The organism is uncultured Mucilaginibacter sp., from assembly GCF_903893715.1.
Taxonomy (GTDB): domain Bacteria; phylum Bacteroidota; class Bacteroidia; order Sphingobacteriales; family Sphingobacteriaceae; genus Mucilaginibacter.
Window position 1 is genome coordinate 1 of sequence record NZ_CAITNG010000127.1, and the last position, 14,105, is coordinate 14,105.

Genomic DNA, 14,105 nt, shown 5'->3' on the forward strand with positions numbered 1-14,105 from the left:
GTGAAGGATTCACGTGCTTTGACCTTGAGACCGCAATGTCAAGACCGTCTGGATTTGCCAAATCTTTCGAGGGGATTCTTTTCGTGGATTGTTACCACTGCCCTTGGGATTCCCCAGCCTTCAGGTTCGCAGCAAAATCAACCCCAAAAAAGGACGTGTTTATATTTGTGTTAAGCCATAACAATCACCAACAAACACTCGAAGTAGCGAAAGCCTGCCCGGTGAATATTATCAAGGTATTATAGCGAAAGCTTTATCGCGTGGCATCCACGCCTTTAAAACAAAAGCCCTCAGAAACAAATCTAAGGGCTTTTAAGTGGAGCCGGAGGGATTCGAACCCTCGTCCAAACATGGTATAAGGTAAGCTTTCTACATGCTTATCTGCTGTTAGGTTGTAGGGGAAGCAGAAGGTCAGCCGATCACCTGTACTACTCCCTTAGGTGCTTGTTCTCGCCTGCTTGTCGCACCTTTAGCATGGCCAGTTTCATTTGTCGGTGCCCCGGTTGCCGGTTCAATGAAACAGAACACCGGCGGGACAAAAGCTGGTTAATTCTAAATTAAGCAGCTAAGGCAAATTGATTTTCGCCATTTGAAAGTTGAGCGTTCAGATTAAAGCGCTAATTCACCCAACGCGCTGCATGCTTACCTACTTATCTCCATCCTGTCAATTCCGGTCGACCCCATTTTTGGAGCAGAAAGCTACGAAGGATAAAGCTAAAAGCTTACGAAGATACGCTTATTTAGCTTAGAGCCGAAAGCACAAAGCTAAAAACATATCAAAGTCCCATTCAAAAGCTTTATGCTTTCTGCTTTAAGCTTTCTGCTTCTTCCTCGAAAACCCTCCCCGGATATGCCTCCAGAGCTTTCTCCAAACATTCCATAGCTTTGCTTAAATCATCGGTATTCAGTACATAAGCCATACGCACCTGATTATATCCTGCGCGGGGGGTGCTGTAAAAGCCTGTTGCAGGGGCCATCATTACGGTTTGGTTTTGGTATTCAAAATGCTCCAATACCCACTGGCAAAACTTATCGGCATTGTCAATAGGCAATTGCGCCACCACATAAAACGCGCCGCCCGGGTTAGGGCAAAATACGCCATCCATTTTATTTAAAGCCTCCACCACTAAATTGCGGCGCGTGGTATATTCCGCATTAACAGCGGTGAAGTATTCGTCGGGTGTATCCACAGCGGCTTCTCCGGCTATTTGCTCCACCATGCCCGGACTTAACCTTGCCTGCGCAAACTTTAAGGCCGCCTGGTAAACTTCTTTGTTTTTGGTGATGATACAGCCCAGCCTGGCACCGCAGGCGCTGTAACGCTTGCTCACGGTATCGAGCACGATCACATTCTCGTCCAACCCATCCAAATGCATGGGCGAGGTAAACTTCAAACCATCATAACAAAATTCGCGGTAAGCTTCATCGCAAAACAGGTACAGGTCGTGTTTTAACACCAGTGCTTTTAAAGCCAGCAACTCCTCTTCCGAATACAAATACCCGGTGGGGTTATTGGGGCTGCAAATCATGATGGCCTTGGTTTTATCGGTAATCAGCTTTTCAAATTCACTTATCGCCGGTAAGGCAAACCCATTTTCGATGTACGACAGGATTGGCTTCACCACCACGCCGCATTGGCAGGCAAAACTGTTGTAGTTAGCGTAAAACGGCTCGGGGATGATCACTTCGTCGCCCGGGTCCAGGCAGGAAATCATACTAACGATGATCGCTTCCGATCCGCCGGTGGTTACCAATATCTGGTCGGGCGTAATGTTATAGCCCAATTTATTGTAGTACGTTGCCAGCTTGGTGCGATACGATGCCGTACCTTCGGACGCGGTATAGGCCCAAACCTTAAAATCGATATTTTTAATGGCATTGAGCATGCCCGCCGGGGTTTCAATGTCGGGCTGGCCGATATTGAGGTGGTAAACCTTTTTTCCTTCGCGCTTTGCTTTATCGGCAAAGGGCGATAGTTTGCGGATGGGCGATGCGGGTACAACTATACCCTTTTGTGAAATTTTTGGCATGTGCAAAAGTACAAATTTGGCAAACAAAATTTGAGCGCGCCATCGTCAAAAAAACGGGGCTTTTGTATTTAACGGCAAATACATAAATTTGATTTTTGTTTGTACTGATATAAACACACCAATAGATGAACCCGGTAACCAAAGATTCGACCGTCCCCAGCCTCATCCGCAATACCGTAGCCAACATACACCCCGATACCAACACCTTTATGGTACACAAGGTTGGCGATGAATGGGTGGACATCAGCTACCGCGAAGCCCTTGTAAAAATCGATGCCATATCGGCTTATTTTCTCGACATTGGCATACAAAAAGGCGACAGGCTCGGGTTGATTATCGAAAATGGACCCGATTATTTGTATTACGACCAGGCACTACAGCAAATAGGCGCGGTAAATACATCCATCTATCCTACCCTTTCGGAAGCAGATATCGAATATATTTTGAACGACTCGGGAGCGCGTACCTTGTTGGTGGGCAGCCCGTTTTTGCTGCGTAAGATTGTAAAAATAGCCAATAACTGTCCCGAGTTGATGCGCATCATCCCCGCTTTTGATGATTTTGCAAAGCATACCGAAAAAATCAACCTGAATGCGGGCGTAATCGGTTTGACGGCGCTGATCGATGAAGGCTTGGGCATTGTAGAAAAACACAAAAAACAAATCGATATTTACCGCGAGGCCATTATCCCGTCCGACTTATCCTGCCTTATTTATACATCCGGCACTACCGGTACGCCAAAAGGCGTAATGCTCACCCACTCCAATTTGGTGGAGAACGTGCGGGTTTGTTTGGACCAGATACCGGTTATTGACGAGAACGAAACTTTCCTGTCGTTTTTGCCGCTTTCGCATGTATTTGAACGCACCGCAACTTACCACGTTTGTTTGGCAAAAGGCTGTAAAATAGCCTTCGCGCAAAGCCTCGACCTGTTGGCCAAAAACATGGGCGAAGTACGCCCTACAGTGATGAACTGCGTACCGCGTTTGTTAGAACGCATACACGATAAAGCCATGAAAAACGGCACATCGGCTGGCGGTGCGAAGGCTAAAATATTCCTTTGGGCATTAGGGATCGGCAGAAAATACCGATTGGTATATGAAAGCGGAAAAAAGGCAAACTTCATTTTGCGACAGCAATATAAACTGGCCGAAAAACTGGTTTTCAGTAAGATAAAAGAGCGTACCGGCGGGCGCTTAAAATTTATGATATCGGGCGGTGGCGCTTTACCTAAAAATATCGGCGAGTTTTTTGGCGATTTGGGCATTAAAATATTGGAGGGCTTTGGTTTGACGGAAACATCGCCCGTAATGTCGGTAACCGAATACCACCGTCAGGTGTACGGTACCGTTGGCCGCATTATACCGGGCATCGAGGTGGCAATACAAAACGTTGAGACGGGGCATATCTATACCATACAAACCCACGAATCATTTAAAGAGGATTTTGAATCGGAAGAGGGTGAGATCATTGTTCGCGGGCATTGCGTAATGAAAGGCTACTGGAATAAACCTCAGGACACCGCCGTTGCTATTGATAAGGATGGCTGGTTCCATACCGGCGATATTGGCCGCTTTTTTAAGGGCAACCTGCAAATTACCGACCGCCTGAAAAACATGCTGGTAAATGCTTACGGTAAGAACGTTTACCCTACCCCTGTTGAAAACACTTACCTGAAAAGCCCTAAAATTGAAGGTATGTTTTTGATCGGCGATAAGCGCGAATACATTACGGCCATCGTTATCCCCGCAAGGGAAACTTTGCAGGAAACTTTTAACCTGGACGACGAATACTTCGAAAAACCGGATATTTTTATTGATGACCCCGAAATTGTAGAATGGATCGGGCAAGACATCCGCAAACTATCGAACGAACTGGCCAAGTTTGAGCGCATCAAAAACTTTAAGGTAAAGCGCAATCCATTCAGCATGGACGAAGGCGAAATTACCCCAACTATGAAAGCCAAACGCAAGGTGATAGAAAAGAAATATGCCGACGCGATAGATGAGATGTACTTGCAGGAGGTGGAGGCGGAATAAAACACAAGTCATCCCGAACTTGTTTCGGGAACTCACGCGCCAAGTAGCAAAAATTGCAGGGTGCCTACCTGTATGATGGGGTGCCGAAACAAGTTCGGCATGACCTTCTTATCCTACAAAAATCGCTTTACAATCCTCAGTTTATGCGTGTACCTTTTCAACTCGTTGGAGTATATACCTTGGCCATCAACACGGTCAATTTTAACCTTGCCGGATGCGTGGATAACCAGGCTGTCGTCCAACATCATTCCTACGTGAACGATGCGTCCTTCTTCGTTATCAAAAAAGGCCAGGTCGCCGGGTTTAACTTCCTGTAAAAAATCGACTACCTTACCCTGCCCTGCCTGTTGCCAGGCATCCCGCATCAGGTTTACACCCTGGGTACGCATCAGGGCCTGGGTATAGCCGGAGCAGTCGACACCAAAATGGGTGCGCCCGCCCCATAAATAAGGCGCATTTAAAAAGGATTTGGCCATATCTGTCAAACTTTCAGGATGTTGTTTTTTCGCCACCCTGAATGCGTCGTCGCCAATAAAGCATTGCCCATTTTCAAAAAAAGGCAAAGAACTGCCAAAGGGCAAATACAGCACCGAACCATCGGCTACTTTCACTACTTCGGTTACAATGGCTTTGGTTATTACCGACGGACTACCGGTCATTAATTGATAGGCATCTATCGGCGCAAATTGGAGGTGGCTTATCCAGCCATGATAACCATCAAAGGTGCTCACTATGCTTACCCAATCACCTTCGCGCTCTAAAATTTCGAAAGTTTCGCCAAACAAAAGCTGTGAAACCAATTCGCTTTGATGACGGGGGTCGGTCCTTAGGGGTACAATGGCGAGGTTACAAATGCCGTATTCCATGCAACAAATTTATAATAAAAAAAGGGAGCGCAATGCGTTCCCTTTCGTTTATATCTGTTAAAAAATATTATTCGTTCATGTGCAGCCATTCTTTTTTGGCCAGCAGTTCTTCTTTGGTTTCGCGCACGTCTTCATCGTCTACACAGCAATCAACCGGGCAAACGGCAGCGCACTGCGGCTCATCGTGAAAGCCAACGCACTCGGTACATTTATCTGGTACGATGTAATAAACCTCATCATTTATAGCAGCTTGTGCTTCCTCTGCATTTATTGTAACGCCATCACCAAAATCGATAACTCCCTTTAAACCAGTACCATCTGAGAAGCGCCATGCGGCGCCTGCATCGTATATCGCATTGTTAGGGCACTCCGGCTCACAAGCTCCGCAATTGATGCATTCGTCAGTGATTATAATTGCCATGTTTTTCTAAAAAATATATTTACTAAAAATTACCTTTGCCACTCGGCATTTCAAGGCGCAAAGATATGAAAAAATCCGCTTTGCAATTAAACCCCGTGCCATAAATATGTCAAAAGCAAATAAAATATACTTAATTGGTCGTCTATCCGAACTCGGCCTCAAATTAACCAATCCTGATGATGAATTGCTTGATATTATCGACAACGAACATCATTATAACGCCTGGTTTACACCCGAGAATACACTGAATGCGGTGAAAGCGATTGGGGCAATGTTGAACGAAGAAGACCTGGCTACTTGGTTAGGAAGTCAGAAGTCGGAAGTCAGAAGTCAGAAATTGGAAAACGAAAATTCCGACATCCGACATCCGACATCCGACATCAAAAAAGTCGGCCTGATATTGGCGGGCAACATCCCTCTTGTTGGTTTTCATGATGTGTTGTGTGTTATTGCTTCGGGGCATCATGCCTTGATCAAGGCATCATCCAACGACTCGCGGCTTATCAAATATATCCTTGGCCTATTTGTACAATTGGCGCCCGAGTATGCCGACAGCTTTAGTTTTATCGACCGTTTAGCTGATTTCGATGCCGTTATTGCTACGGGCAGCAACAATACTTCGCGGTATTTTGAGTATTATTTTGGCAAGGTGCCCAACATCATCCGCAAAAACAGGAACAGTGTGGCCCTATTGACTGGTAAAGAAAGCCGGGAGCAATTGTTTATGCTTGGGCATGATATTTTTGACTTTTTTGGTTTGGGGTGTCGCAACGTATCGAAAGTATTGGTGCCGAAAGCTTACGATTTTGTGCCATTTTTTGAGTCGATAGAGCCGTATCAGCCCATCATCAACCACCACAAATACAATAATAACTACGATTACAACAAATCCATTTACCTGGTGAATGGCGATAAGCACCTGGATAACGGCTTTTTGCTGGTGAAAGAAGATGAGCGCCTGGCCTCTCCCCTCGCGGTACTGTATTTTGAATATTATGATGACCTGGACGATGCCCAGATACGCCTTGCCGAACTGAGCGATAACATCCAATGTATTGTGAGCGGTATCCCGTTAAACCAAAGCAACCAGGTAGTTGGCTTCGGCCAAAGCCAGCAACCTAAACTGTGGGATTATGCTGATGGTGTGGATACGATGGCGTTTTTGGCTGCGCTATAAATGTGCGAATTTGGGAATGTGCAGATGTGCAAATGAATTAGCATATAGCCGGTACACTCCTCTCCGTGTTTCTCTGTGCAAAACTCTGTTACCTCTGTGGTTAGAGTATTGTGCTGATTTTACCACAGAGTTCACCGAGAGAGAAGGCGCAGAGTTTCGCAGAGGGCAAAATCCGAAATCGAAATTCCGACATCCGAAATCAAATTACTACCTTTACCCCTATGTACATCATCAAAGTAAAAGGCGTTGCCAAAATACCCGATTATGTACAATTGCGCGATGATAAATTTACCTTGCTGGCTTATTTCAGGGTCGACAGGCCGGATAAATCGCTGGATAAAATTGGTTTGGCCGATAAGGCCGACTATATTATGAATGTGGTAAAAGACCTGCCTTTCGGGCAGATATTGAAACTTGAACTTTAGAGAAGATGATAGGTAACTCGGTTATAAAATTAGTGAATGTTGATGTTTTTCAGCAAAAACACTTAGTGCTCAGCAATGTAAACCTGCATGTGGATAAAGGCGATTTTGTTTGGCTCATCGGGCAGACAGGCTCAGGCAAAAGCAGTTTGCTCAAAATTATTTATGGCGACCTGCACCTGAACAGTGGCGAAGGCCATGCCTGCGGGTACGACCTGAAAACGCTTTCGACCAAGGAAGTGCCTTTTTTACGCCGCAAGCTGGGCATTGTTTTCCAGGATTTTCAGTTACTGACCGACCGTACCGTTGCCCAGAACCTGGAGTTTGTAATGAAAGCCACCGGCTGGACCGACAAAAACCTGATTGCCGAACGTACCCGCGACGTATTGGAAAAAGTTGGCCTGCGCTCAAAAATAAACAAAATGCCGCACGAACTTTCGGGTGGCGAGCAGCAACGCGTGGTGGTTGCCCGTGCTTTGCTGAACGACCCGGAAATTATTTTGGCCGATGAACCTACCGGTAACCTCGACCCGGAAACATCGGAAGACCTGGTGATGCTGTTGAAACAGATCAGCCAGGGCGGTACAGCCGTTTTGGTTGCCACGCACGATTACCAGATCATCCGCGCCTTCCCTTCGCGCATTATTAAGTGCGATAATGGGAAAGTGTTGGAGGATGTGCAGATTGCCTGATTTTAGAAGCAGTTTTTAGTTGCAGTGGCAGTAAAAAAAGAATATAAGAGGGCTGTAATTGTTGGCTTAAGTATTATGGCCTACTCCCTCTTGTTTATGCTGGTCAAGTGGGGTTGGTTCGCGTTATTCGTAGTGACGTTACTTCCAGGCTTCATTTTCGGATATAGCCTTGCAAGAAATACGCATAAGGAAAAAGAGACAAGGGGGATTTATTTTATTTTAATTTCCGGAATATCTTATTTAGGATGTTTCTTGCTAAGTAGGGTTTATTATCAAACTCCAACTCCTTCTCCACTTTTTGACGCGTTTAAAATCCTTTATTCGAGATGTGTTGGTTCAATGATATTATCGATATCTTATCAGATTCTTGTATTGGAAAAAATTAATTTATACCGAACAATATCGACATTGATTTTTGTTGGAGTTATTAGTGCGATACCAAGTTGCGCATCATTTTATTTCATTCTTACCTTTCAATTAGTTGATTTTAATTACAATGTATTTCATATACTACTAACTATTGGAACAACATCAATATACCCGCTTTGGCAACTCGCTTTCGTCTGGGTAATGAATAAACCTGTCAGTGAAAAAACTGCCACCGCAAGCTAAAACTGCCACTGCTACTGCTACTATTAACTTAATTATGTCAGCTTGTCGCGATATAGCGAATGGCAGGATACTTGATTTGCCCGACCTGATATGAATTTTAACGACATGTTGAAGAAGAAAAAAAAGGAGACTACCGAGGCTCCCGAAAATCTGAACGAGCTTATGGACGAGATGCAAGAGGTGAACGAAGCCCAACAGAATATGGAGCTGGATAACGAAAATGAAGAGCAGGAACAACCGCAGCCATCTGCCGGCCCGGAATTATCTGCCGAAGAAAAACTAAAAGACCAATTGGTACAGGCAAATGATAAATATTTGCGTTTGTACGCGGAATTTGATAATTTCCGTCGCCGCACCGCTAAAGAGCGCCAGGAAATGCTGCTAAGTGGCGGCAAAGATGTTTTGGCGTCGCTATTGCCGGTAATGGATGATTTTGACCGTGCCTTGAAAGCGATGGAAACCGCTACCGACGTTATCCCCGTAAAAGAGGGTGTAGCATTGGTACAAAACAAGCTAAAACATATTTTAACAGCCAAAGGCGTAAAAGAAATGGATACCAAAGGTCAGCCCTTTGATGCCGATATACACGAGGCCATTACCAACATACCCGCCGGCGACAAGCTGAAAGGCAAAGTGGTTGACGAGCTTGAAAAAGGTTATTATTTAAACGACAAAGTGTTACGCTTTGCAAAAGTTGTTGTAGGGAATTAATGATTGATTTATTGAGTGATTGATTTATTGAGTGGTTTTAAGCTCAATCATTCATTCAATAAATCTCTAAATCGATCAATAAAATAAATGGCAAAAAGAGATTACTACGATATTCTTGGGATACCGAAAGGCTCATCGGCCGATGAGATAAAAAAGGCGTATCGTAAAATGGCTATCAAGTATCACCCGGATAAAAACCCGGACGATAAAGAAGCCGAAGAAAACTTTAAGGAAGCTGCCGAGGCTTATGAAGTTTTAAGCAACCTCGATAAACGTGCCCGTTACGACCAATTTGGCCATGCGGCCAATGCAAGTTCGCCTAACGGCGGCGGATATGGCGCGGGCGGTATGGATATGAACGACATATTCAGCCAGTTTGGCGACATTTTTGGCGGTGGCAGTCCGTTTGAAGGCTTTTTTGGCGGTGGGGGTCAGCAGCGTGGCGGCAGGCGTGTGGCCAAAGGCAGCAACCTGCGCATTAAAGTACGCTTAACGCTGGAAGAAATTGCCAACGGTGCCGAAAAGAAGATAAAAGTGAACAAACAGGTAGTATGTACTACCTGCGATGGTACAGGGGCTAAGGACCGTTCATTGTTCCAAACCTGTAAAACCTGCGGTGGGCAAGGCGCGGTGCGCAGGGTAACCAATACCATTTTAGGCCAGATGCAAACCACCAGCACCTGCCCTACCTGTAACGGCGAAGGCACACAGATCACTTCGAAATGTACTGTTTGCCATGGCGATGGCGTAGTGCGCGGCGAAGAGACGATCAGCATCAACATACCTGCCGGTGTAAGCGAAGGTATGCAACTGAGCATGGGTGGCAAAGGTAATGCTGCCCCGCGCGGCGGTGTACCCGGCGACCTCATTATCCTGATAGAAGAGATACCACACGAAACCCTGAAACGCGATGGCAACAACGTGGTGTACGATTTTCACATCAGCTTTATTGATGCCGCTTTGGGCACCAGTATTGAAGTACCGACCATCGACGGCAAAGCGAAAATAAAGATAGACCCGGGCACACAAGGCGGCCGTATGCTGCGCTTAAAAGGCAAAGGCGTACCCGAAGTAAACTCGTACCATCGCGGCGACCAGCTCATCCACATTAACGTGTGGACACCAAAGGCCCTGAGCCGCGAAGAGCGCGAGCTGCTGGAAAAACTGCAAAACTCGCCCAATTTTAAACCGAACCCCGGAAAGAATGAGAAAAGCTTCTTTGAACGGATGAAGGAGTATTTTGAATAAAATAGCTGAAAGCTAAAAGCAGAAAGCTGAAAGGTTTTTAAAAGCCCGGAACTTATGGTTTCGGGCTTTTTCATTAATAACGCGTCATTGCGAGCGGTAGCGAAGCAACCTCTACACATGCTTATCGATGATCTACGTGGTGTGACTGTCGCGCAGAGGTTGCTTCGTGCCTCGCAATGACGCGATGGTTATATGTCTTGATTCTTGCCTCTTGATTCTTACGTCTATTTCTCCGCCGGGTTCTTCTTCCCTTTCAGCAACATCTCTACCATTTTTTCAAGCCGAGCATCGCGGGTTTTTTGTTGCTTGGCGCCGACAATCCACATGATGTATTCTTTGCGATGCGACCAGGTCAGTTTTTCGTAAGTTTGGTAGGCCGCGGGTTCGGCTTGCAGGGCTTCCTGCACGTCGGGCGGCAGGGTGATGATCTTGTTATCTACATCAATATATTGGCCGTATTCGTTTTGTTTGATATCGGCTAAAGCCATACCCGAGCTTTTGCGCAGACCTAAATGGCGCAGACGCACGCAGGTCCAGGTATCATCAAAGGCGGCGTTTGCCACGGCATCCAGGTTAAACGTAGGCAGCATGTCCCATTGCATCATGGCCAAATCGGTATCCATGTCCGAGCTTTTTTTGGGGTAGCATACCCAAACCACGGTTTCATCTTTAATAATTGGCGTTAAGGCGGTCAGTTGTTCTATCAGTTGCGCCCTTTTGGTGCTGAAGAACAGGATACCATTGACAGCACCCCCTACTGCGGTAGTGGCTTTCAACCCGTCTGGCAAGGGCTGCAGTTGCTCCATACATTCGGCGGGAACATTGTAAAACAACCAGCTCGCATCGGGCTTGATGAGCAGCTTTTTGGCAAGTGCATTCATGGTGCTTCTAAATTTTTATCTAAATTTAGAAAACAAATCCCACAGAATAATACCTGCCGATACAACAATATTAAAAGAGTGTTTGGTGCCGAACTGCGGTATCTCTATACAGGCATCAATATGCTGCATTACGTCTTCATCTACCCCGTTTACTTCGTTCCCGAAGATGAGGGCGTATTTTTTATCCTTTTCGGGAATGAACTCATTGAGCATGGTGCTGTTTTCGGCCTGCTCGATGGCGATGATGAGGTAACCGCTTTCGCGGAGATGGTTAACCGCATCCATTGTGGTAGCAAAATGCTTCCAGTTTACCGATTGTGTGGCGCCTAAGGCAGTTTTTTCTATCTCGCGGTTGGGTGGTGTGCCGGTTATCCCGCAAAGGCAAACCTGGTCTACAGCAAAAGCATCGGATGTACGGAAGATGGAGCCCACGTTATGCAAACTGCGCACATTGTCCAACACCACTGCCACCGGCAATTTTTGCTGCGTTTTAAATTCGGCAACGGTGGCACGGTTTAGCTCGTCTAATTTGAGTTTGCGCATGGTTTAGTCTTTCAATTCGCTAACGCCGTGGCCTATCAGCGAGGCATATACCGAGGGCGCGTAACCTATTTTCGACTCGTAATAGAGTGTAAATTTGGTAATAAAGGTTTCGAGGCTGTCTTTTTTTACTATCGCGATACCGCAACCGCCAAAGCCCGCGCCGGTCATTCGCGCGCCAATTACATTGGGGTCAGTTTTGCCGTACTCGGCAATGCAGTCGAGTTCTTTTCCGCTTACTTCGTACAAGTTTTTTAGCGAGTCGTGACTGGCGTACATCAGTTGGCCAAATTCTTCCAATTTGTTTTCCGACAACGCTTTGGCTGCCTGTTTTACCCGTTGATTTTCGTAAACCACATGAGTAGCACGTTTCAATACTGTTGGGTCAGTTACGAGGTGTTTATGTAGTTCGAAGGTTGCGGAATCCAGGTCGCAGAGGTTGGCGATATCCAGCTCTTGCTGTAATTGTTTGAGCGCGGTCTGGCATTCCTGCACGCGCTCGTTGTATTTCGATTCGGCCAGTTTACGCAGTTTGTTGGTATTGATGATGGCCAGCAGATGGTCGCCGAGGTTGGTGGGCACGGCTTCGTAATCCAAGGTATCACAATTCAAAACCAAGGCTTTGTCCGTTTCGCCAAATGCTACCGCGAACTGGTCCATAATACCGCTGCTTACGCCGATAAACTCGTTTTCTACGCGTTTTGATATGAGCACCAGTTCCAGTTTGGTCAAGCCGCAATTGAACAGCTGATTGAACGCGAAAGCGGTAACCACTTCGATAGAAGCCGATGAAGACAAGCCCGAACCGATGGGTATATCGCCGTAATAGAGCATATCCAAACCGCCCAGTTCTTTACCACCTTCGATCAGGTAATTGATAACGCCCAAAGGGTAATTGAACCATTCCTCGCCCGATTTGGTGTAGGATGATTGCAAAGGTATTTCCAGTTGCTCTTCAAAATTTACGCTTTTAAAGCGGAACACTTTATCGCTGTTGGGCGCGATAAGCATATAAGTACCCAAAGTAATGGCACAGGGCATTACCAAGCCGCCGTTATAGTCAATATGCTCACCGATAAGGTTAACACGCCCCGGCGAAAAAAAGGTATGGGTTGCTTCTTTGTTATATCGGTTTTTAAACTCTTGTTTCAGGTTTGCTTTCATCGGCGTATTCTATTTTACTCATTATCAATTGGTTTTGATAAGAGATATCGATTTTTGTATGAGCACCAAATATGCTCAAAAAATTTAATATTGTATGCTTAACACTTATACATGTTTATGCTTTGTAATTTTTGAAGCAACGATGGCGCATGGTCGACATATATTGGTGCTTATCTGTATATTGAGCTGACTTATCCGATTATATGAAAAAAATATTATTGCTGCTTCTGTTGGCCCCCGGTGCTTTCGCGCAAAACGCTCGCCGTGTCGACCATTCCGTGGCACAGGAGTTCATCATCAAAAACTTTAAGAACGAGGCCGGTATTACGCTGCCCGAAGCGCATATTATATATGGTACTTACGGGCATTTAAATGCCGCGCACGACAATGCCATCCTTTGCCCCTCGCATTATATGGCCGACCACCATGGTTACGAGTGGCTTATAGGCCCGGGAAGGGCACTGGATACCGCGAAATACTTCATTGTTTGCACTGAGCTATTTGGCAACGGACATTCCTCGTCGCCGAGCAACACGCCTGAGCCTTTTCACGGGCCACGTTTCCCCATCATGAACATTCGCGATAATGTAGAAGCCGTCCATCAACTATTGCTGGAAGATTTGAAAATAACGCACCTGAAGGCTATTATCGGTTTTTCGATGGGTGCGCAGCAAGCTTTTCAATGGGCCGTTAGTTACCCGGTATTCGCGGATAAAATCGTGGCCACATCGGGCACAGCCAAAACATACGGGCATGGTATTGTACGCTTAGAAGGGCAGATATCTGCTCTTACCGCTGACGCCACCTTTAATAACGGCGATTATACCGCTCCCCCCGAAAAAGGCTTGCAGGCCTTCGGCATGGTATGGACGGGATGGCTGTACTCGCAGGAATGGTGGCGAAAGGAACTTTGGCGTACCAATACGCCGCCGGGCACCACTTTTGAGCAGGTAGTGGATAACTACCGCAAACATTTTATCCCCGGTGCCGATGCCAATAACCTGATATTACAGATGCGCACCTGGCAGCAAAACAACGTGGGCAATACCCCCGGCTTTAACGGCGATGTGGAAAAGGCACTGGCATCCATCAAGGTGCCGTTTATGTATATGCCATCAGAAACGGACCTGTATTTCCCGATAAATGATGCGAAGTACGAGCAGGCTTTTATACCACATGTGGTATTTAAACCCATCCCCTCGCTTTGGGGGCATACTGCCGGTGCGGGCAGTAACCCCGCCGACTTGAAGTTTTTAAATGAAAACATCGGTAGTTTCATCAACCAATAAGTACATTTAGCCC

Annotated in this window: 14 protein-coding genes and 1 other RNA gene; 8 read left to right on the forward strand and 7 right to left on the reverse strand. The window is 46.1% G+C overall.

Annotated elements, in window-relative coordinates:
• Positions 1-245 (forward strand): hypothetical protein (locus QZX97_RS14455; RefSeq protein WP_295664745.1); only part of this gene is annotated, 245 nt, incomplete at its 5' end.
• A 69-nt stretch (positions 246-314) separates the two neighbouring features.
• Here QZX97_RS14455 and ssrA read toward each other — a convergent pair.
• Positions 315-682, reverse strand: a transfer-messenger RNA (tmRNA) gene (ssrA, locus tag QZX97_RS14460).
• 115 nt (positions 683-797) lie between these two features.
• Positions 798-2,030, reverse strand: coding sequence for a pyridoxal phosphate-dependent aminotransferase (locus QZX97_RS14465; protein ID WP_295652075.1), 1,233 nt, complete (start codon positions 2,028-2,030; stop codon positions 798-800).
• Positions 2,031-2,155: 125 nt separating this feature from the next.
• Here QZX97_RS14465 and QZX97_RS14470 point away from each other — a divergent pair, with 125 nt between their 5' ends.
• The gene (locus tag QZX97_RS14470) at positions 2,156-4,069 is read left to right on the forward strand and encodes a long-chain fatty acid--CoA ligase (protein WP_295652077.1); all 1,914 of its coding nucleotides are present in this window, start codon (positions 2,156-2,158) and stop codon (positions 4,067-4,069) included.
• Between the two features lie 113 nt (positions 4,070-4,182).
• On the opposite strand, the gene QZX97_RS14475 is transcribed toward QZX97_RS14470, so the two are convergent.
• Entirely contained in the window at positions 4,183-4,935 is a 753-nt protein-coding gene (locus tag QZX97_RS14475) for a C40 family peptidase (RefSeq protein WP_295652079.1), read from the reverse strand.
• Positions 4,936-5,002: 67 nt separating this feature from the next.
• Positions 5,003-5,356 carry a 4Fe-4S dicluster domain-containing protein gene (locus QZX97_RS14480; protein ID WP_295652081.1) on the reverse strand — a complete coding sequence of 118 codons (354 nt, stop codon included), beginning with the start codon at positions 5,354-5,356 and terminating at the stop codon, positions 5,003-5,005.
• 106 nt (positions 5,357-5,462) lie between these two features.
• Here QZX97_RS14480 and QZX97_RS14485 point away from each other — a divergent pair, with 106 nt between their 5' ends.
• From QZX97_RS14485 to dnaJ, 5 genes are all read left to right on the forward strand, one after another.
• Positions 5,463-6,533, forward strand: a complete 1,071-nt coding sequence (locus QZX97_RS14485; RefSeq protein WP_295652083.1) for an acyl-CoA reductase — start codon at positions 5,463-5,465, stop codon at positions 6,531-6,533.
• Positions 6,534-6,754: 221 nt separating this feature from the next.
• Positions 6,755-6,958: a fructose-6-phosphate aldolase gene (locus QZX97_RS14490; RefSeq protein ID WP_295652085.1), complete on the forward strand. Its 204-nt coding sequence runs from the start codon at positions 6,755-6,757 to the stop codon at positions 6,956-6,958.
• A 5-nt stretch (positions 6,959-6,963) separates the two neighbouring features.
• Positions 6,964-7,647, forward strand: coding sequence for an ATP-binding cassette domain-containing protein (locus QZX97_RS14495; RefSeq protein WP_295652087.1), 684 nt, complete (start codon positions 6,964-6,966; stop codon positions 7,645-7,647).
• Positions 7,648-8,364: 717 nt separating this feature from the next.
• Positions 8,365-8,970: a nucleotide exchange factor GrpE gene (locus QZX97_RS14500; RefSeq protein WP_295652135.1), complete on the forward strand. Its 606-nt coding sequence runs from the start codon at positions 8,365-8,367 to the stop codon at positions 8,968-8,970.
• An 87-nt stretch (positions 8,971-9,057) separates the two neighbouring features.
• Entirely contained in the window at positions 9,058-10,218 is a 1,161-nt protein-coding gene (gene dnaJ, locus QZX97_RS14505; RefSeq protein ID WP_295652091.1) for a molecular chaperone DnaJ, read from the forward strand.
• A gap of 224 nt (positions 10,219-10,442) precedes the next feature.
• On the opposite strand, the gene QZX97_RS14510 is transcribed toward dnaJ, so the two are convergent.
• The 3 genes from QZX97_RS14510 to QZX97_RS14520 are packed head-to-tail and all read right to left on the reverse strand — an operon-like array spanning position 10,443 to position 12,803.
• Positions 10,443-11,099, reverse strand: coding sequence for a YdeI/OmpD-associated family protein (locus QZX97_RS14510; protein ID WP_295652093.1), 657 nt, complete (start codon positions 11,097-11,099; stop codon positions 10,443-10,445).
• A 15-nt stretch (positions 11,100-11,114) separates the two neighbouring features.
• Positions 11,115-11,642, reverse strand: a complete 528-nt coding sequence (locus tag QZX97_RS14515; protein ID WP_295652094.1) for an RNA methyltransferase — start codon at positions 11,640-11,642, stop codon at positions 11,115-11,117.
• Positions 11,643-11,645: 3 nt separating this feature from the next.
• Positions 11,646-12,803 carry a galactokinase gene (locus QZX97_RS14520; protein WP_295652096.1) on the reverse strand — a complete coding sequence of 386 codons (1,158 nt, stop codon included), beginning with the start codon at positions 12,801-12,803 and terminating at the stop codon, positions 11,646-11,648.
• Between the two features lie 203 nt (positions 12,804-13,006).
• On the opposite strand from QZX97_RS14520, the gene QZX97_RS14525 reads away from it, so the two are divergent.
• Positions 13,007-14,092 (forward strand): alpha/beta fold hydrolase, encoded by a 1,086-nt coding sequence (locus QZX97_RS14525; RefSeq protein WP_295652098.1) that lies wholly within the window; start codon positions 13,007-13,009, stop codon positions 14,090-14,092.
• The last annotated feature ends 13 nt before the right edge of the window (positions 14,093-14,105 follow it).

Excerpts from the sequence above, each read along its gene's own strand:
- QZX97_RS14465 (WP_295652075.1), bottom strand. The coding sequence starts at position 2,030 with ATGCCAAAAATTTCACAAAAGGGTATAGTTGTACCCGCATCGCCCATC.
- QZX97_RS14470 (WP_295652077.1), top strand. The coding sequence starts at position 2,156 with ATGAACCCGGTAACCAAAGATTCGACCGTCCCCAGCCTCATCCGCAAT.
- QZX97_RS14475 (WP_295652079.1), bottom strand. The coding sequence starts at position 4,935 with ATGGAATACGGCATTTGTAACCTCGCCATTGTACCCCTAAGGACCGAC.
- QZX97_RS14480 (WP_295652081.1), bottom strand. The coding sequence starts at position 5,356 with ATGGCAATTATAATCACTGACGAATGCATCAATTGCGGAGCTTGTGAG.
- QZX97_RS14485 (WP_295652083.1), top strand. The coding sequence starts at position 5,463 with ATGTCAAAAGCAAATAAAATATACTTAATTGGTCGTCTATCCGAACTC.
- QZX97_RS14490 (WP_295652085.1), top strand. The coding sequence starts at position 6,755 with ATGTACATCATCAAAGTAAAAGGCGTTGCCAAAATACCCGATTATGTA.
- QZX97_RS14495 (WP_295652087.1), top strand. The coding sequence starts at position 6,964 with ATGATAGGTAACTCGGTTATAAAATTAGTGAATGTTGATGTTTTTCAG.
- QZX97_RS14500 (WP_295652135.1), top strand. The coding sequence starts at position 8,365 with ATGTTGAAGAAGAAAAAAAAGGAGACTACCGAGGCTCCCGAAAATCTG.
- dnaJ (WP_295652091.1), top strand. The coding sequence starts at position 9,058 with ATGGCAAAAAGAGATTACTACGATATTCTTGGGATACCGAAAGGCTCA.
- QZX97_RS14510 (WP_295652093.1), bottom strand. The coding sequence starts at position 11,099 with ATGAATGCACTTGCCAAAAAGCTGCTCATCAAGCCCGATGCGAGCTGG.
- QZX97_RS14515 (WP_295652094.1), bottom strand. The coding sequence starts at position 11,642 with ATGCGCAAACTCAAATTAGACGAGCTAAACCGTGCCACCGTTGCCGAA.
- QZX97_RS14520 (WP_295652096.1), bottom strand. The coding sequence starts at position 12,803 with ATGAAAGCAAACCTGAAACAAGAGTTTAAAAACCGATATAACAAAGAA.
- QZX97_RS14525 (WP_295652098.1), top strand. The coding sequence starts at position 13,007 with ATGAAAAAAATATTATTGCTGCTTCTGTTGGCCCCCGGTGCTTTCGCG.